General features: G+C 53.7%; 15 protein-coding genes and 1 pseudogene. 13 read left to right on the forward strand and 3 right to left on the reverse strand.

What is annotated here, in order from left to right:
* The first annotated feature begins 10 nt into the window (after window positions 1-10).
* Window positions 11-910 (forward strand): transcriptional activator NhaR, encoded by a 900-nt coding sequence (gene nhaR, locus OGY18_RS22650; protein ID WP_003829732.1) that lies wholly within the window; start codon window positions 11-13, stop codon window positions 908-910.
* 58 nt (window positions 911-968) lie between these two features.
* Here nhaR and rpsT read toward each other — a convergent pair whose 3' ends face one another.
* A complete protein-coding gene (rpsT, locus tag OGY18_RS22655) occupies window positions 969-1,232 on the reverse strand; it encodes a 30S ribosomal protein S20 (RefSeq protein WP_003018940.1) in 264 nt (87 codons plus the stop codon).
* Window positions 1,233-1,337: 105 nt separating this feature from the next.
* Here rpsT and OGY18_RS22660 point away from each other — a divergent pair.
* The 7 genes and pseudogenes from OGY18_RS22660 (at window position 1,338) to rihC (ending at window position 8,349) form a co-directional block, all read left to right on the forward strand.
* Window positions 1,338-1,553 (forward strand): annotated as a pseudogene (locus OGY18_RS22660) (DUF2575 domain-containing protein).
* Window positions 1,554-1,560: 7 nt separating this feature from the next.
* Window positions 1,561-2,499: a bifunctional riboflavin kinase/FAD synthetase gene (gene ribF / locus OGY18_RS22665; RefSeq protein ID WP_003829725.1), complete on the forward strand. Its 939-nt coding sequence runs from the start codon at window positions 1,561-1,563 to the stop codon at window positions 2,497-2,499.
* 37 nt (window positions 2,500-2,536) lie between these two features.
* Entirely contained in the window at window positions 2,537-5,353 is a 2,817-nt protein-coding gene (gene ileS / locus OGY18_RS22670) for an isoleucine--tRNA ligase (protein ID WP_003829724.1), read from the forward strand.
* Window positions 5,353-5,850, forward strand: coding sequence for a signal peptidase II (lspA, locus tag OGY18_RS22675; RefSeq protein WP_003018932.1), 498 nt, complete (start codon window positions 5,353-5,355; stop codon window positions 5,848-5,850). Before ileS ends, lspA begins: the two co-directional genes overlap by 1 nt.
* A gap of 116 nt (window positions 5,851-5,966) precedes the next feature.
* Window positions 5,967-6,416 carry an FKBP-type peptidyl-prolyl cis-trans isomerase gene (gene fkpB, locus OGY18_RS22680; RefSeq protein ID WP_286554464.1) on the forward strand — a complete coding sequence of 150 codons (450 nt, stop codon included), beginning with the start codon at window positions 5,967-5,969 and terminating at the stop codon, window positions 6,414-6,416.
* A 1-nt stretch (window position 6,417) separates the two neighbouring features.
* Window positions 6,418-7,368, forward strand: a complete 951-nt coding sequence (gene ispH, locus OGY18_RS22685; RefSeq protein WP_003018925.1) for a 4-hydroxy-3-methylbut-2-enyl diphosphate reductase — start codon at window positions 6,418-6,420, stop codon at window positions 7,366-7,368.
* Between the two features lie 66 nt (window positions 7,369-7,434).
* Entirely contained in the window at window positions 7,435-8,349 is a 915-nt protein-coding gene (gene rihC / locus OGY18_RS22690; RefSeq protein WP_126319298.1) for a ribonucleoside hydrolase RihC, read from the forward strand.
* Here the strand turns inward: rihC and OGY18_RS22695 are convergent, their stop codons facing one another.
* Complete coding sequence (locus OGY18_RS22695) at window positions 8,350-9,258, reverse strand: LysR family transcriptional regulator (RefSeq protein WP_286554469.1); 909 nt, start codon at window positions 9,256-9,258, stop codon at window positions 8,350-8,352.
* 92 nt (window positions 9,259-9,350) lie between these two features.
* Here OGY18_RS22695 and OGY18_RS22700 point away from each other — a divergent pair, with 92 nt between their 5' ends.
* From OGY18_RS22700 to caiF, 5 genes are all read left to right on the forward strand, one after another.
* The gene (locus OGY18_RS22700; RefSeq protein ID WP_286554471.1) at window positions 9,351-9,983 is read left to right on the forward strand and encodes an alanyl-tRNA editing protein; all 633 of its coding nucleotides are present in this window, start codon (window positions 9,351-9,353) and stop codon (window positions 9,981-9,983) included.
* A gap of 268 nt (window positions 9,984-10,251) precedes the next feature.
* Window positions 10,252-11,073, forward strand: a complete 822-nt coding sequence (gene dapB / locus OGY18_RS22705; RefSeq protein ID WP_286554473.1) for a 4-hydroxy-tetrahydrodipicolinate reductase — start codon at window positions 10,252-10,254, stop codon at window positions 11,071-11,073.
* Window positions 11,074-11,528: 455 nt separating this feature from the next.
* A complete protein-coding gene (carA, locus tag OGY18_RS22710; protein ID WP_003018918.1) occupies window positions 11,529-12,677 on the forward strand; it encodes a glutamine-hydrolyzing carbamoyl-phosphate synthase small subunit in 1,149 nt (382 codons plus the stop codon).
* A 17-nt stretch (window positions 12,678-12,694) separates the two neighbouring features.
* Window positions 12,695-15,919 (forward strand): carbamoyl-phosphate synthase large subunit, encoded by a 3,225-nt coding sequence (carB, locus tag OGY18_RS22715; protein ID WP_003829707.1) that lies wholly within the window; start codon window positions 12,695-12,697, stop codon window positions 15,917-15,919.
* A gap of 277 nt (window positions 15,920-16,196) precedes the next feature.
* The gene (caiF, locus tag OGY18_RS22720; protein WP_003829705.1) at window positions 16,197-16,592 is read left to right on the forward strand and encodes a carnitine metabolism transcriptional regulator CaiF; all 396 of its coding nucleotides are present in this window, start codon (window positions 16,197-16,199) and stop codon (window positions 16,590-16,592) included.
* A 76-nt stretch (window positions 16,593-16,668) separates the two neighbouring features.
* Here caiF and caiE read toward each other — a convergent pair whose 3' ends face one another.
* On the reverse strand, window positions 16,669-17,265 hold the full coding sequence (caiE, locus tag OGY18_RS22725) for a carnitine operon protein CaiE (RefSeq protein WP_149335412.1): 597 nt from the start codon (window positions 17,263-17,265) through the stop codon (window positions 16,669-16,671).
* Window positions 17,266-17,301: the final 36 nt, after the last annotated feature.

Here is a 17,301-nt window from a genome sequence, read left to right on the forward strand (position 1 = left end):
GGGAGAGAGTATGTCTCATATAAACTACAACCACCTGTACTACTTTTGGCATGTCTATAAAGAAGGTTCGGTGGTTGGTGCAGCAGAAGCGCTTTATCTGACACCGCAGACCATTACCGGGCAGATTAAAGCGCTTGAGGAACGCTTGCAGGGAAAGCTGTTCAAGCGCAAGGGGCGTGGGCTGGAGCCCAGTGAGTTAGGCGAATTGGTTTTTCGTTACGCGGATAAGATGTTCACCTTAAGCCAGGAAATGCTGGATATCGTGAACTACCGCAAAGAGTCTAATTTGCTGTTCGATGTCGGCGTGGCGGATGCGCTATCGAAGCAGTTGGTCAGTAGCGTACTGGATGCCGCTGTGGTTGAAGATGAACAAATCCATCTGCGTTGTTTTGAATCAACGCATGAGATGCTGTTGGATCAACTCAGCCAACATAAGCTGGATATGATCATCTCCGACTGCCCGATCGACTCTACGCAGCAGGAAGGGTTGTTCTCCGTGCGGATAGGCGAGTGCAGCGTGAGTTTTTGGTGCACCAAACCGCTGCCTGAAAAACCATTCCCGGCCTGCCTTGAGGAGCGTCGGTTGCTGATCCCAGGGCGCCGTTCGATGCTCGGACGTAAGTTGCTGAACTGGATCAACTCACAAGGATTGAATGTCGAGATCCTCGGCGAGTTTGACGACGCTGCGCTGATGAAAGCGTTTGGCGCAACGCATAATGCCATTTTCGTTGCGCCTACGCTGTATTCGCACAATTTCTATGCCGATGATTCTATTGTTGAAATTGGACGCGTAGAGAATGTGATGGAGGAGTATCACGCCATATTTGCGGAAAGGATGATCCAGCATCCGGCGGTGCAGCGTATTTGCAATGCGGACTACTCGGCGCTCTTTACGCCAACGAACAAATGACAGACATAAAAAAACCCGCTTGCGCGGGTTTTTTCACAAAGCGACAACAAGCAGGCGATTAAGCCAGTTTGTTGATCTGTGCAGTCAGGTTTGCTTTATGACGTGCAGCTTTGTTTTTGTGGATCAGACCTTTAGCAGCCTGACGGTCCACGATTGGTTGCATTTCGTTAAATGCTTTCAGTGCAGTAGCTTTGTCGCCAGCTTCGATAGCTGCGTATACTTTCTTGATGAAAGTACGCATCATAGAGCGACGGCTAGCGTTGTGCTTGCGGGCCTTTTCAGACTGAACGGCGCGCTTCTTAGCTGATTTGATATTAGCCAAGGTCCAACTCCCAAATGTGTTCTATATGGACAATTCAAAGGCCGAGGAATATGCCCTTTTAGCCTTCTTTTGTCAATGGATTTGTGCAAATAAGCGCCGTTTAAATTGCAGCACTCGTTGCGTAGTGATGGCGCAGGATTCTACCAGCTTGCGTGGCGTGAATACAGCTTTTCCACGAGAAAAATTGCATTGGCGTGCCCGTGAAGGTCTGCAATTTGTTTCATAACAATGAAAACAATCCTCTTTCTGTTTCGTAGAAACAATCGCCGGTTAACGTTGACCGCGGTACAGGGTATACTTTCACGATTTTCACTGTTTTGAGCCAGACATGAAGCTGATACGAGGCATACATAATCTCAGTCAGGCCCCGCATGGGTGTGTGCTGACTATTGGTAATTTCGACGGCGTGCACCGTGGTCACCGTGCGTTGCTGCAGGGTTTACGGGAAGAAGGGCGCAAACGCAATTTACCGGTGATGGTGATGATTTTCGAGCCGCAGCCGCTAGAGCTGTTTGCGACCGACAAGTCACCTGCGCGCCTCACTCGCCTGCGCGAAAAACTGCGTTATCTGGCGGAATGCGGCGTGGACTACGTGCTGTGCGTGCGTTTTGACAGGCGCTTTGCGGCATTAACGGCGCAGACCTTCATCAGCGATCTGCTGGTTAAGCGCCTTGGTGTACAATTTCTTGCCGTTGGTGATGATTTCCGCTTTGGCGCTAGCCGTGCGGGCGATTTCTTGTTATTACAGGAAGCGGGCGCTGAGTATGGTTTTGATATCACCAGCACCCAAACCTTCTGCGAAGGCGGTGTGCGCATTAGCAGCACCGCGGTACGTCAGGCGCTGGCAGAAGATAACCTGCAACTGGCCGAAAGCCTGCTTGGGCATCCTTTTACTATCTCAGGACGTGTCGTTCACGGTGATGAATTAGGGCGCACCATCGGTTTTCCGACGGCAAACTTACCGCTGCGTCGCCAGGTTTCTCCGGTGAAAGGGGTTTATGCAGTTGAAGTGATGGGACTGGGTGACAAACCTTTACCCGGCGTCGCCAACATCGGCACCCGCCCGACGGTAGCAGGCGTACGCCAACAGTTGGAAGTGCATCTATTGGACGTTGTAATGGACCTGTATGGTCGCCATATAGATGTAGTACTGCGTAAAAAAATACGCAGCGAACAGCGATTTGCCTCGCTGGATGAGCTAAAAGCGCAGATTGCGCGTGATGAGTTGACTGCCCGTGAATTTTTTGGGCTAACAAAACCGGCTTAATGCCTATACGAGTTTTAAATACGGAACCGAGAATCTGATGAGTGACTATAAATCAACCCTGAATTTGCCGGAAACAGGGTTCCCGATGCGCGGCGATCTCGCCAAGCGCGAACCGGGAATGCTGGCGCGTTGGACTGATGATGACCTGTACGGCATCATTCGTGCGGCCAAAAAAGGCAAAAAAACCTTCATTCTGCATGATGGCCCTCCTTATGCGAATGGCAGCATTCATATTGGTCACTCGGTTAACAAGATTCTGAAAGACATTATCGTGAAGTCCAAAGGACTCACGGGCTATGACTCGCCTTACGTTCCGGGCTGGGACTGCCACGGTCTGCCGATCGAGCTGAAAGTGGAGCAGGAATACGGCAAGCCGGGCGAGAAGTTCACCGCCGCTGAGTTCCGTGCCAAGTGCCGTGAATACGCAGCGACCCAGGTTGACGGTCAGCGTAAAGACTTTATCCGTCTTGGCGTGCTGGGCGACTGGTCGCATCCGTACCTGACTATGGACTTCAAAACCGAAGCCAACATCATTCGTGCGCTGGGTAAAATCATCGGCAACGGTCACTTGCACAAAGGTGCGAAGCCGGTGCACTGGTGCGTTGACTGCCGTTCCGCGCTGGCGGAAGCGGAAGTTGAGTATTATGACAAAACCTCCCCGTCCATCGACGTAGCGTTCCACGCTGCCGATCAGGATGCGGTGAAAGCGAAATTTGGCGTTTCTGACGTCAACGGCCCGATCTCTCTGGTTATCTGGACCACTACCCCGTGGACGTTACCGGCGAACCGCGCAATCTCTCTGGCACCTGATTTTGACTATGCGCTGGTGCAGATTGACGGCCAGGCTGTGATTCTGGCGAAAGATCTGGTTGAAAGCGTTATGCAGCGTATTGGCGCGGCTGAATACACCATTCTCGGCACCGTTAAAGGCGCTGAGCTGGAACTGCTGCGCTTTACCCATCCGTTTATGGGCTTCGATGTACCGGCTATCCTTGGCGATCACGTTACGCTGGATGCGGGTACCGGTGCGGTTCATACCGCTGGCGGTCACGGTCCGGATGACTACGTCATCAGCCAGAAATACGGTCTGGAAATCGCTAACCCGGTTGGCCCGGACGGCGCATACCTGGCGGGTACCTATCCGGATCTGGACGGCGTGAACGTCTTTAAAGCCAACGACAAAATCGTTGCGCTGCTGAGCGAAAAAGGTGCGCTGCTGCACGTTGAGAAGATGCAGCACAGCTACCCATGCTGCTGGCGTCACAAGTCACCGATCATCTTCCGCGCGACCCCACAGTGGTTCGTCAGCATGGATCAAAAAGGCCTGCGCGCACAGTCGCTGAAAGAGATCAAAGGCGTGCAGTGGATCCCGGACTGGGGCCAGGCGCGTATTGAATCGATGGTTGCTAACCGTCCTGACTGGTGTATCTCTCGTCAGCGTACGTGGGGTGTGCCGATGTCTCTGTTTGTTCACAAAGACACCGAAGAGCTGCATCCGCGCGCTATCGAACTGATGGAAGAAGTGGCTAAACGCGTTGAAGTTGACGGCATCCAGGCGTGGTGGGATCTCGATCCGAAAGATATCCTCGGCGACGAAGCTGACCAGTATGTCAAAGTCCCGGATACGCTGGACGTGTGGTTCGACTCTGGTTCAACCCACTCCTCCGTCGTGGACGTGCGTCCTGAGTTTGCAGGCCATGCGGCAGATATGTATCTGGAAGGCTCTGACCAGCACCGTGGCTGGTTCATGTCATCTCTGATGATCTCCACCGCCATGAAAGGCAAAGCACCTTATCGCCAGGTACTGACCCACGGTTTCACCGTTGATGGTCAGGGCCGTAAGATGTCCAAGTCTATCGGTAACACCGTTTCTCCGCAGGATGTGATGAACAAACTGGGCGCGGATATTCTACGTCTGTGGGTGGCTTCAACCGACTATACCGGTGAAATGGCCGTTTCTGACGAAATTCTGAAACGTGCTGCCGACAGCTATCGTCGTATCCGTAACACCGCGCGCTTCCTGCTGGCGAACCTGAACGGGTTCGATCCGGTAAAAGACATGGTGAAACCGGAAGAGATGGTGGTTCTGGACAGGTGGGCGGTAGGTTGTGCGCAAGCGGCGCAGGACGAAATCCTGAAAGCCTATGAAGCCTATGACTTCCACGAGGTGGTACAGCGCCTGATGCGCTTCTGCTCCGTCGAAATGGGTTCGTTCTACCTCGACATCATCAAAGACCGTCAGTACACCGCGAAAGCGGACAGCGTGGCGCGTCGTAGCTGCCAGACTGCGCTGTTCCATATCGCTGAAGCGCTGGTTCGTTGGATGGCGCCGATCATGTCCTTCACCGCCGATGAAATCTGGGGCTACCTGCCGGGCGATCGTGAGAAGTATGTCTTTACCGGTGAATGGTACGAAGGTCTGTTTGGCTTAGGCGAAACCGAGGCGATGAACGATGCCTTCTGGGACGAGCTGCTGAAAGTGCGTGGCGAAGTGAACAAAGTCATCGAACAGGCACGTGCGGATAAGAAAGTCGGTGGTTCTCTGGAAGCGGCAGTGACCCTGTACGCTGAACCTGAGCTGGCGGCGAAACTGACCGCGCTGGGCGAAGAGTTGCGTTTTGTACTGCTGACCTCTGGTGCGACGGTTGCGGATTATGCAGCGGCTCCTGCTGATGCTCAGCAGAGCGAACTGCTCAAAGGTCTGAAAATCGTACTGAGCAAAGCCGAAGGTGAGAAATGCCCGCGCTGCTGGCATTACACTACCGACGTCGGCCAGGTGGCGGAACATGCAGATATCTGCGGACGCTGTGTCAGCAACATCGCCGGTGATGGCGAACAACGTAAGTTTGCCTGATGAGTAAGCCTCTTTGTTCAACAGGACTACGCTGGCTGTGGCTGGTGGTAGTCGTGCTGATTATCGATTTAGGCAGCAAATACCTGATCCTCCAGAACTTTGCTCTGGGGGATACGGTGTCGCTGTTTCCGTCGCTTAATCTGCACTACGCGCGTAACTACGGTGCGGCGTTTAGCTTCTTAGCTGACAGCGGCGGCTGGCAACGTTGGTTCTTTGCCGGCATCGCCATCGGTATTTGCGTCATCCTGATGGTGATGATGTATCGCTCGAAGGCGACGCAGAAGCTGAACAACATCGCGTATGCGTTAATCATTGGCGGTGCGCTGGGCAACTTGTTCGACCGCCTGTGGCACGGCTTCGTGGTTGATATGATTGACTTTTACGTCGGCGACTGGCATTTCGCGACCTTCAATCTGGCCGATACTGCTATCTGTATCGGCGCGGCATTGATTGTGCTCGAAGGCTTCCTGCCGTCGAAAGAGAAAAAAGCCGCATAAAAAATGCCGGATGGCGCTATGCTAATCCGGCCTACAATATACTGCGATCCTTGTTGGCCCGGTAAGCGTAGCGCCACCGGGCAAACAGGCGGCAGCAATTTTAAAGAGCAACCTGCATGTCTAAATCAGTACAGAGTAACAGTGCGGTGCTGGTGCACTTCACCCTTAAGCTCGAAGATGGCTCAACCGCAGAGTCAACCCGCAATAACGGCAAGCCTGCGCTGTTTCGCCTGGGTGACGGTTCTCTGTCTGAAGGACTGGAACAACACCTGCTGGGGCTAAAAGAAGGTGATAAAACCACTTTTGCTCTGGAACCGGATGCCGCCTTTGGCGTGTCAAGCCCGGACTTAATTCAGTATTTCTCGCGTCGGGAATTTATGGACGCGGGCGAGCCAGAAATTGGCGCTATCATGCTCTTTACCGCAATGGACGGCAGTGAGATGCCTGGTGTGATCCGCGAAATCAACGGTGACTCGATCACGGTTGATTTCAACCATCCGCTGGCCGGGCATACCGTTCATTTTGATATTGAAGTGCTGGAAATCGAACCGGCACTGGAGGCGTAAAATGCAGATCCTGTTGGCCAACCCGCGCGGTTTTTGCGCTGGCGTAGACCGCGCTATCAGCATTGTGGAAAACGCGCTGGCTATTTATGGCGCGCCGATTTATGTCCGTCACGAGGTGGTGCATAACCGCTATGTGGTGGATAGCCTGCGCGAGCGCGGCGCTATTTTTATTGAGCAAATCAGCGAAGTGCCGGATGGCGCGATCCTGATTTTTTCCGCTCACGGCGTGTCTCAGGCGGTGCGTAACGAAGCCAAAGGCCGCGACCTCACGGTTTTTGATGCAACCTGTCCGTTGGTAACGAAAGTGCATATGGAAGTTGCCCGCGCCAGCCGTCGTGGCGAAGAATCCATTCTGATTGGTCACGCCGGGCACCCGGAAGTTGAAGGCACAATGGGCCAGTACAGCAACCCGCAAGGGGGAATGTATCTGGTGGAATCACCTGATGATGTGCTGAAACTGAATGTGAAAAATGAAGGCAAATTATCCTTCATGACGCAGACAACGCTTTCCGTTGACGACACTTCTGACGTTATTGACGCGCTGCGTCAACGCTTCCCGAAAATTGTCGGGCCGCGCAAAGACGATATCTGTTATGCCACCACCAACCGTCAGGAAGCGGTTCGCGCGCTGGCGGAACAGGCTGATGTTGTGCTGGTGGTCGGCTCGAAGAACTCCTCTAACTCCAACCGTCTGGCTGAACTGGCCCAGCGCATGGGGAAAGCTGCGTATTTGATTGACGATGCGACCGACATCCAGGAAGCGTGGGTGAAAGAAGCGAAGTGTGTGGGCGTGACGGCCGGAGCCTCGGCGCCGGATATCCTGGTGCAAAATGTGATTGCTCGCCTGCAAGAGCTTGGCGGTGGGGAAGCGATCCCACTGGAAGGCCGCGAAGAGAACATCGTTTTCGAAGTGCCGAAAGAGCTGCGTGTGGATGTTCGTGAAGTAGAGTAAGTCTTTCCGGTTACGATTATGAGAAGATGCCAGACTTAACGTCTGGCATTTTTTTATGGAGAAACCATGCGCTTACCGATCATTCTTGATACCGATCCCGGCATTGATGATGCCGCCGCCATTGCCGCCGCGCTGTTTGCCCCTGAGCTGGATCTGCAACTGATGACCACGGTAGCAGGCAATGTGTCTGTGGAAAAAACCACCCGTAATGCGTTGCAGTTGCTGCACTTCTGGAATGCGGATGTTCCGCTGGCGCAGGGGGCATCAATGCCGCTGGTACGGCCGCTGCGTGATGCCGCTTCCGTGCACGGCGAGTCCGGTATGGAAGGGTATGAATTTGTCGAACACGACCGCCAGGCGATGGCAAAACCCGCTTTCCAGGCGATTCGCGATGCGTTGATGCATGCCCCGCAGCCCGTGACGCTTGTAGCGATTGGCCCGCTGACCAACATTGCGCTGCTGCTGACTCATTATCCTGAATGCGTATTCAACATTCAGCGTCTGGTGATTATGGGCGGCTCTGCCGGGCGCGGGAACTTCACACCCAACGCCGAGTTTAATATTGCTATCGATCCCGAGGCCGCCGCGAAAGTCTTCCAGAGTGGGCTGGAGATTGTGATGTGTGGGCTGGATGTCACTAATCAGGCTATGCTCGCCCCGGACTATCTGGCGACGCTCCCCCAGCTTAACCAGACGGGGAAAATGCTGCATGCGCTGTTTAGCCATTACCGTAGCGGCAGTATGAATACGGGGCTGCGAATGCACGATCTGTGCGCTATTGCCTGGCTGGTGCGCCCGGAACTGTTTACCCTGCAGTCGTGTTTCGTGGCGGTTGAAACCCAGGGCGAATATACCTCGGGTACGACGGTGGTGGACATCGAAGGGCGCCTGGGGCATCCGGCAAATGCGCAGGTTGCGCTGGGCCTGAACGTTGAAGGTTTCCAGCAGTGGGTGGCAGAGGTATTTGCCCGCGCGCTGTAATCAGGTGTTGTGCAACGGCACCTTCTCACTGAGATAATCAATCATCGCCCGCATTCTGGCGGGCATATGTTGATTGCGCGTCCATAGCAGCCACAGTTCCCCGCTGTAGTCGCTGATAAATTCCCATTCTGGCAGTACCTGGACAATCTCGCCATTGGCGAGTGCCTCGCTGGCGGTGAACAGTGGCAGGCTGCCGATTCCCAGATCCTTTTTTACCGCGTCCAGACGCACACCGGTGTGGTTGGCGGCGTAACGGCCATAAGTCTGAATGGTCTCCATGCGCTCACCGCGTCGAAACTTCCAACGTGAATCCGCAGGTGTCTCGCCAAGACTGATACAGCTATGCTCGCGCAGTGCCTGCGGATGCTCGGGCGTACCGTGCTTGCATAAGTATTCGGGGGTTGCGCATATCACATGACTGACCGGCATCAGCGGTTTCCCGTACAGGCCCGGGGAGGGCGACTGGCTGATGCGCAGTGCAAGGTCGACGCCGTCGTCGATTAAATCCATATACCGGTCTTCCAGCCGAAGGCAGACGTCCACTTGCGGGTAGCGCGCAAAGAATTCGGCCATCAGCGGATGAATGACAAATCGCCCCACCGCTTTCGGCACGCTGAGGGTCAGTTGCCCTTGCGCGATGGTTTGTCGACTGCTGCCTGAGTCGACAGCCATTTGTGCCGCATGCATCATTTCCTGCGCGTGTGCATACACAATTTTGCCCGTTTCGCTGAGCGCCAACTTGCGCGTCGTACGGTGCAGCAGCTTACTGCCCAACGCCTTCTCGAGACGTGAAGCGCTGCGGCTAATAGCGGAAGGCGTAGCACCCGAGGCTTTGGCGGCGGCGGAGAAGCTCCCTTGCTCGATAATCAACACAAAGGTGGCAAGGTCGGGAAGAAGGTTAGGATTCATTTGTGCGTACCAGGCAAAGATGCATTGAACCAGCGCAGGATTATCGCCGTCAGTAAAGTGAATATACTCTTTCCATCAAAAGGAGAGCAATCATGACTGAACGTCTTTATTACACCAGCGATAACACTGAAGGCCAGGCTAACTTACTGAGTTGCTCGGCTGAGCCGGATGGACGGTACGCGGTGGTACTGGATAGAACCCTTTTTCACCCGCAGGGAGGCGGGCAGCCTGCGGATACGGGCTGGATTGATGATGAGCGGGTTGAAACAGTCCTCGCGCGCGGTGACGATGTGGTGCACATCGTGGCAAAACCGCTCCTCCCCGGCATCGTGAACCTGCGTGTGGATGCCGCGCTGCGTCAACTGCACGCCCGCCTGCACTCGGCAGGACATCTTATCGGCCTGGCGGGTACAGTGTTCGGCTGGCTCCCGGTGAAAGCACACCATTGGCCCAATGAGGGGCGCATTACTTTCGCCGCCGGTGAAAACGGCACGTTACCGGATACGCTATCGCTGCAGGAGAAAATCAACGCCTGGCAGGCAGACAATCTCTCCAGACAAGTGACATTCACCGATGGGTTGCGGCAGGTTGGATTTGGTCATCTCCTTGCTTATCCCTGCGGAGGGACGCATGTTGCGCATCTCTCTGAGATTGGGCCGGTGACGATTACTCAGGTGAAGATGAAAAAAGGGCAAATGATCGTCAACTACATGCTCGTGCCATAAAACCACACTCGCGAAAATATCTACGCAGACTGGCTGGTTTGTGCTCGTATTTCCGTCGTTTTCCCATCATTTTGCGCCATACTGAGTAAGTTTGACTTCTTTCCTGTGCTCCAGCAATGATTCATCCTGCGGGATGAATCATGTCTTTTACTGATATTCCCCTCTGTTTATCATTAAATTCTAATTATGGGTGTTTTCAGCTAGCGGCCTCCGGGCGCGCTGGTTACTCTGAAAACGGTTTACGCAATTTTTATAAAAGAGAATAGCTATGCATGAAGCACAAATCCGTGTCGCAATTGCCGGCGCCGGTGGCCGCATGGGACGGCAGTTAATCCAGGCCGCCATGGCGATGGAAGGTGTTCAATTGGGTGCCGCGTTAGAGCGCGAAGGCTCGTCCTTACTGGGAAGTGATGCCGGAGAGTTAGCGGGAGCCGGGAAAACGGGCGTTACCGTGCAAAGCAGCCTTGAAGCGGTAAAAGATGATTTCGATGTTTTCATCGATTTTACCCGCCCGGAAGGCACGCTGGCGCATCTGGCGTTTTGCCGCCAGCACGGTAAAGGGATGGTGATTGGCACCACCGGCTTTGATGACGCCGGTAAACAGGCTATTCGCGATGCTGCGCAGGAGATTGCTATCGTTTTCGCCGCGAACTTTAGCGTTGGCGTTAACGTCATGCTTAAGCTGCTGGAGAAGGCGGCGAAAGTGATGGGCGATTACACCGATATCGAGATTATTGAAGCCCACCACCGCCATAAAGTTGATGCGCCGTCAGGCACTGCGCTGGCGATGGGCGAGGCAATTGCCGGTGCGCTGGATAAAGATTTAAAAGAGTGCGCCGTCTATTCGCGTGAAGGTTACACCGGTGAGCGCGTACCGGGCACGATCGGTTTTGCCACGGTGCGGGCGGGGGATATCGTCGGTGAGCACACCGCGATGTTTGCTGATATTGGCGAGCGTATTGAGATCACGCATAAAGCGTCCAGCCGCATGACTTTTGCCAATGGCGCAGTGCGTTCGGTAATTTGGCTAAAATCAAAGTCAAATGGTCTTTTTGATATGAAAGATGTGCTTGATTTACGCAGTTTATAGCTTTAATTACCCTTCGTGATGTGGTTATTGTAATCATAATTGTTTGATTACATAGGGCAATATTTTATTGCCCTTTTATTTTTAGCTTCTGAATGTGTTTTTTCTTTTTATTGGTTATTTTTCCGTATTTTGTTGGGTGATTCTGTTATCTCAATGTAAATTTTGACCAAATGGTCCACTTTTTTCTCTCCCGCATTCTGTTTTTACACTCTTTGCCTGCCGCAAGCGTTTTCCACCCCGAGTTAGCTGATCTTTTTGCCTGTTAAATCATGTGATTTATCCCAGTGGCGCAAAATAATAATAAAAATTGCCCTTTTGGGTAGACTTTTACGTGGGCTATCTCTAGAATGCCGCCGTTTGCCAGAAATCCATAGGTAAGCAAATTTGCATTGATTCATGAGGTGTTAATGAATTAATATGCAAATAAAGTGAGTGAATATTCTCTGGAGGGTGTTTTGATTAAGTCAGCGCTATTGGTTCTGGAAGACGGAACCCAGTTTCACGGTCGGGCCATAGGGGCAACAGGTTCGGCGGTTGGGGAAGTCGTTTTCAATACTTCAATGACCGGTTATCAAGAAATCCTCACTGATCCTTCCTATTCCCGCCAAATCGTCACTCTTACTTATCCTCATATCGGTAATGTCGGCACCAATGAAGCCGATGCAGAATCTTCTCAGGTACATGCGCAAGGCCTGGTCATCCGCGACCTGCCGCTGATTGCCAGCAACTTCCGCGATACTGAAGACCTCTCTTCTTACCTCAAGCGCCATAACATTGTGGCGATTGCTGATATCGATACCCGTAAGCTGACGCGTTTGCTGCGTGAAAAGGGCGCACAGAACGGCTGCATCATCGCGGGAGATAACCCGGATGCGGCGCTGGCACTGGAAAAAGCGAAAGCCTTCCCGGGCCTGAACGGTATGGATCTGGCGAAAGAAGTGACTACCGCGGAGCCTTATAGTTGGACGCAGGGGAGCTGGACGCTAGCCGGTGACCTGCCGGAAGCAAAATCCGCTGATGAGCTGCCGTTCCACGTTGTGGCTTACGATTTCGGTGCCAAACGTAACATTCTGCGTATGTTAGCGGACCGCGGCTGCCGCCTGACGGTTGTACCGGCGAAAACCTCTGCAGAAGACGTTCTGAAGATGAATCCGGACGGTATCTTCCTGTCCAATGGCCCTGGCGACCCGGCGCCGTGCGACTACGCAATTACCGCGATTCAGAAATTCCTCGAAACCGATATTCCGGTATTTGGCATCTGCCTCGGCCATCAACTGCTGGCGCTGGCGAGCGGCGCGAAGACCATTAAGATGAAGTTTGGCCACCACGGCGGCAACCATCCGGTAAAAGATATTGATAACAACACCGTGATGATCACCGCACAGAACCACGGTTTTGCTGTAGATGAAGCCTCCATGCCTGCCAACCTGCGCGTGACCCACAAGTCACTGTTCGACGGCACCTTGCAGGGGATTCATCGTACCGATAAACCGGCGTTTAGCTTCCAGGGGCACCCTGAAGCGAGTCCGGGTCCGCACGACGCTGCACCGTTGTTCGACCACTTTATCGAGTTAATTGAGCAATACCGTCAGTCCGCGAAATAATCAGGAGTAAAAGAGCCATGCCAAAACGTACAGACATAAAAAGTATCCTGATTCTGGGCGCGGGTCCGATTGTTATCGGTCAGGCGTGTGAGTTTGACTATTCCGGCGCGCAGGCGTGTAAAGCCCTGCGTGAAGAGGGTTACCGCGTTATTCTGGTGAACTCCAACCCGGCAACCATCATGACCGACCCGGAAATGGCCGATGCCACTTACATCGAGCCGATTCACTGGGAAGTGGTACGCAAAATTATTGAGAAAGAACGCCCGGATGCGGTGCTGCCAACCATGGGCGGTCAGACAGCGCTGAACTGTGCGCTGGAACTGGAACGCCAGGGCGTACTGGCTGAGTTCGGCGTGACCATGATTGGCGCAACGGCGGATGCCATTGATAAAGCGGAAGACCGTCGTCGCTTCGATATCGCGATGAAGAAGATTGGTCTCGACACCGCACGTTCAGGCATCGCTCACACCATGGAAGAAGCGCTGGCGGTTGCCGCTGACGTTGGCTTCCCGTGCATTATCCGCCCTAGCTTCACCATGGGCGGCACCGGTGGCGGTATTGCCTACAACCGCGAAGAGTTCGAAGAAATCTGCGAACGCGGTCTGGATCTTTCCCCAACCAACGAGCTGCTGATTGATGAATCACTGATTGGCTGGAAAGAGTACGAAATGGAAGTGGTGCGTGATAAAAACGACAACTGCATCATCGTCTGCTCCATCGAAAACTTCGATGCGATGGGCATCCATACCGGTGACTCCATCACCGTAGCACCTGCCCAGACGCTGACCGACAAAGAATATCAAATCATGCGTAACGCCTCGATGGCGGTACTGCGTGAAATCGGCGTGGAAACCGGCGGTTCTAACGTCCAGTTTGCGGTAAACCCGAAAAATGGTCGCCTGATTGTCATCGAAATGAACCCGCGCGTATCCCGCTCCTCGGCGCTGGCGTCCAAAGCTACCGGCTTCCCGATTGCGAAAGTCGCCGCCAAGCTGGCCGTAGGTTACACCCTCGATGAACTGATGAACGACATCACCGGTGGCCGTACTCCGGCCTCGTTTGAACCGTCCATCGACTACGTTGTGACGAAAATACCACGCTTCAACTTCGAGAAATTCGTTGGTGCTAACGACCGCCTGACCACGCAGATGAAATCTGTCGGTGAAGTGATGGCGATTGGCCGTACCCAGCAGGAATCGTTGCAGAAAGCGCTGCGCGGTCTGGAAGTGGGCGCGACCGGCTTCGACCCGAAAGTAAGCCTGGACGACCCGGAAGCACTGACTAAAATCCGTCGCGAGCTGAAAGACGCTGGCGCTGAGCGTATCTGGTACATCGCCGATGCCTTCCGTGCTGGCCTGTCCGTCGATGGCGTGTTCAACCTGACCAACATCGACCGCTGGTTCCTGGTGCAGATTGAAGAGCTGGTACGTCTGGAAGAAAAAGTCACCGACCTTGGCATCAACGGCCTCGACGCTGACTTCCTGCGCGTACTGAAGCGTAAAGGCTTCGCCGATGCGCGTCTGGCGAAACTGGCCGGCGTTCGCGAAGCGGAAATCCGCAAACTGCGCGACCAGTACAATCTGCACCCGGTCTACAAACGCGTGGATACCTGTGCGGCAGAATTTGCCACCGACACTGCTTACATGTACTCCACCTATGAAGATGAGTGCGAAGCGAACCCGTCCGTTGACCGCGATAAAATCATGGTGCTGGGCGGTGGTCCAAACCGTATCGGTCAGGGTATTGAGTTTGACTACTGCTGCGTACACGCCTCGCTGGCGCTGCGCGAAGACGGTTACGAGACCATCATGGTCAACTGTAACCCGGAAACGGTTTCAACTGATTACGACACCTCAGACCGCCTGTACTTCGAGCCGGTCACGCTGGAAGACGTACTGGAAATCGTGCGTATCGAGAAGCCGAAGGGCGTCATCGTACAGTACGGCGGCCAGACCCCGCTGAAGCTGGCGCGTGCGCTGGAAGCGGCAGGTGTACCGGTTATCGGTACCAGCCCGGATGCCATCGACCGCGCGGAAGACCGCGAGCGTTTCCAGCAGGCGGTTGACCGTCTGAAGCTGAAACAACCGGCGAACGCTACCGTAACGGCTATCGAACAGGCTGTTGAGAAGGCGAAAGAGATTGGCTACCCGCTGGTAGTGCGTCCGTCGTATGTTCTCGGTGGTCGCGCGATGGAAATCGTCTACGACGAAGCCGACCTGCGTCGCTACTTCCAGACCGCAGTCAGCGTTTCTAACGATGCGCCGGTACTGCTGGACCGTTTCCTTGATGACGCGGTTGAAGTGGACGTGGACGCTATCTGCGACGGTGAAATGGTGCTGATTGGCGGCATCATGGAGCATATCGAACAGGCGGGCGTGCACTCCGGTGACTCCGCATGTTCTCTGCCTGCTTACACCCTGAGCCAGGAAATTCAGGATGTGATGCGCCAACAGGTGCAGAAACTGGCCTTCGAACTGCAGGTTCGCGGTCTGATGAACGTCCAGTTTGCGGTGAAGAATAACGAAGTTTACCTGATTGAAGTGAACCCGCGTGCGGCACGTACCGTTCCGTTCGTCTCCAAGGCAACTGGTGTACCGCTGGCGAAAGTCGCGGCGCGCGTGATGGCCGGAAAAACGCTGGCACAGCAGGGCGTAACCAAAGAAGTAATCCCTCCGTACTACTCGGTAAAAGAAGTGGTGCTGCCGTTCAACAAATTCCCGGGCGTTGACCCGCTGTTAGGGCCAGAAATGCGCTCTACCGGGGAAGTGATGGGCGTGGGCCGTACCTTCGCAGAAGCGTTCGCCAAGGCACAGTTGGGCAGCAGCTCCACCATGAAAAAACAGGGGCGTGCGCTGCTCTCCGTTCGCGAAGGCGATAAAGAGCGCGTGGTGGACCTGGCAGCGAAACTGCTGAAGTTTGGCTTCGAGCTGGATGCGACGCACGGGACCGCGATTGTGCTGGGTGAAGCGGGTATCAATCCACGTCTGGTGAACAAGGTGCATGAAGGTCGTCCGCACATTCAGGACCGTATCAAGAATGGTGAGTACACCTATATCATCAACACCACCGAAGGTCGTCAGGCGATTGAAGACTCCAAGCTGATTCGCCGCAGCGCGCTGCAGTACAAAGTGCATTATGACACTACGCTGAACGGCGGTTTCGCCACAGCGATGGCGTTGAATGCCGATGCCACCGAGAAGGTAACATCGGTGCAGGAAATGCACGCGCAGATCAAAAAGTAATAAACAAAAGGTCCGGTGAATATTGCTCTAACCAGACCTGTAATATAATTTTGAAAGGGTTTCTGTAAAGAAACCCTTTTTTTGTCTTGCGTAAGGTCATTCCTGGACAAGTCCGTTTCCGTAACCACATTTTCAATGTAATAAGCACGATATTGCTCACACTAATCAACATTCAAGTCGCATACTATCCTTTATATCCACAATTTTAATATGGCTTAGTTTTTATTAATTTGGACAGGCCGTAGCCAGATTTTTAATTTGTGAAAATGGTGTGCTTATGTGTGAAAAATATGTTGAAAGACCGCTTTATTTGTTAATTGCTGACTGGATGATGGCCGAGGATCGTTGGATCACCGCAAAGGAAATTTCCCGCCATTTTGATATCGAGCACTGCAAAGCAATTAATACGCTCTCTTATATTCTGTCGGAAGTGGGAGAAATTGTTTGTGAAGTTAAGATGATCCCTAATCAGATTGCCGGTCGGGGTTGTCAGTGCCAGCGTCTGGTGAAAGTCGTGAGTATTGACTCTCATCTCTACAGCCGACTGAATCACAATTTGCAGGAGAAAAAGGTGAGCATGGCGAAAACGCCACGCCTGTCTGCCGTTCCTCCAACAGAGCTCAACCGTGAGCAGAAATGGCAGATGATGCTCTCCAAGAGTATGCGTCGCTAATAATCAGTTTGCCTGATGGCGGCATAAACGGTGATTGACGCGTAGGCCGGATAAGCGTGAGCGCATCCGGCATCAATTACTGTGCTGATTTGGGTTTTACGTCCGTTGTGCCTTTCAGGCGTGGCCGGTTTTCTTCGACCCGCGTTAAGGGCAGTGTTTCGTGTAGACCTGTGTGGCAGCGGATTGCAAGATCCTGATACTCTTTGGTGTTTAGCCGTTTCCAGTGCAGTTCCTGGTCCGTGACTTCACGCAATACGCGAGCGGGTGAGCCAACCAGCATCTGCCTTGCCTCTCCCTGAAATCCGGCTTTGACAAAGCTCATGGCGGCGACAATGCTCTCTTCGCCAATCACTGCGCCGTCCATAATGACGCTGTTCATGCCGATCAGCGCATCTCTGCCCACCACGCAACCGTGCAGGATTGCGCCATGGCCGATGTGTCCGTTCTCATGCACAATGGTATCGGTGTCACAGTAGCCGTGCATGATGCAGCCATCCTGCAAATTAGAACCAGCCTCCAGGATCAAGCGACCATAGTCACCGCGCAATGACGCGTGGGGGCCAATATAAACTCCGGCACCCACTATGACATCGCCAATCAGCACGGCGCTGGGATGGACAAAGGCATCCGGATGTACCACCGGAATCAGGCCCTCAAAGGCGTAGTAGCTCATCGTTTTATCTCGGTTTTATTGCCGGATCAGCGAATC

It is taken from the genome of Citrobacter sp. Cpo142, from assembly GCF_030332425.1.
GTDB lineage: Bacteria > Pseudomonadota > Gammaproteobacteria > Enterobacterales > Enterobacteriaceae > Citrobacter > Citrobacter portucalensis.

Bases quoted from the DNA above. Each gene is read 5' to 3' on its own strand.
- rihC (WP_126319298.1), top strand. From the start codon at position 7,435: ATGCGCTTACCGATCATTCTTGATACCGATCCCGGCATTGATGATGCC.
- nhaR (WP_003829732.1), top strand. From the start codon at position 11: ATGTCTCATATAAACTACAACCACCTGTACTACTTTTGGCATGTCTAT.
- carB (WP_003829707.1), top strand. From the start codon at position 12,695: ATGCCAAAACGTACAGACATAAAAAGTATCCTGATTCTGGGCGCGGGT.
- OGY18_RS22695 (WP_286554469.1), bottom strand. From the start codon at position 9,258: ATGAATCCTAACCTTCTTCCCGACCTTGCCACCTTTGTGTTGATTATC.
- ribF (WP_003829725.1), top strand. From the start codon at position 1,561: ATGAAGCTGATACGAGGCATACATAATCTCAGTCAGGCCCCGCATGGG.
- lspA (WP_003018932.1), top strand. From the start codon at position 5,353: ATGAGTAAGCCTCTTTGTTCAACAGGACTACGCTGGCTGTGGCTGGTG.
- ispH (WP_003018925.1), top strand. From the start codon at position 6,418: ATGCAGATCCTGTTGGCCAACCCGCGCGGTTTTTGCGCTGGCGTAGAC.
- ileS (WP_003829724.1), top strand. From the start codon at position 2,537: ATGAGTGACTATAAATCAACCCTGAATTTGCCGGAAACAGGGTTCCCG.
- OGY18_RS22700 (WP_286554471.1), top strand. From the start codon at position 9,351: ATGACTGAACGTCTTTATTACACCAGCGATAACACTGAAGGCCAGGCT.
- fkpB (WP_286554464.1), top strand. From the start codon at position 5,967: ATGTCTAAATCAGTACAGAGTAACAGTGCGGTGCTGGTGCACTTCACC.
- caiE (WP_149335412.1), bottom strand. From the start codon at position 17,265: ATGAGCTACTACGCCTTTGAGGGCCTGATTCCGGTGGTACATCCGGAT.
- caiF (WP_003829705.1), top strand. From the start codon at position 16,197: ATGTGTGAAAAATATGTTGAAAGACCGCTTTATTTGTTAATTGCTGAC.
- dapB (WP_286554473.1), top strand. From the start codon at position 10,252: ATGCATGAAGCACAAATCCGTGTCGCAATTGCCGGCGCCGGTGGCCGC.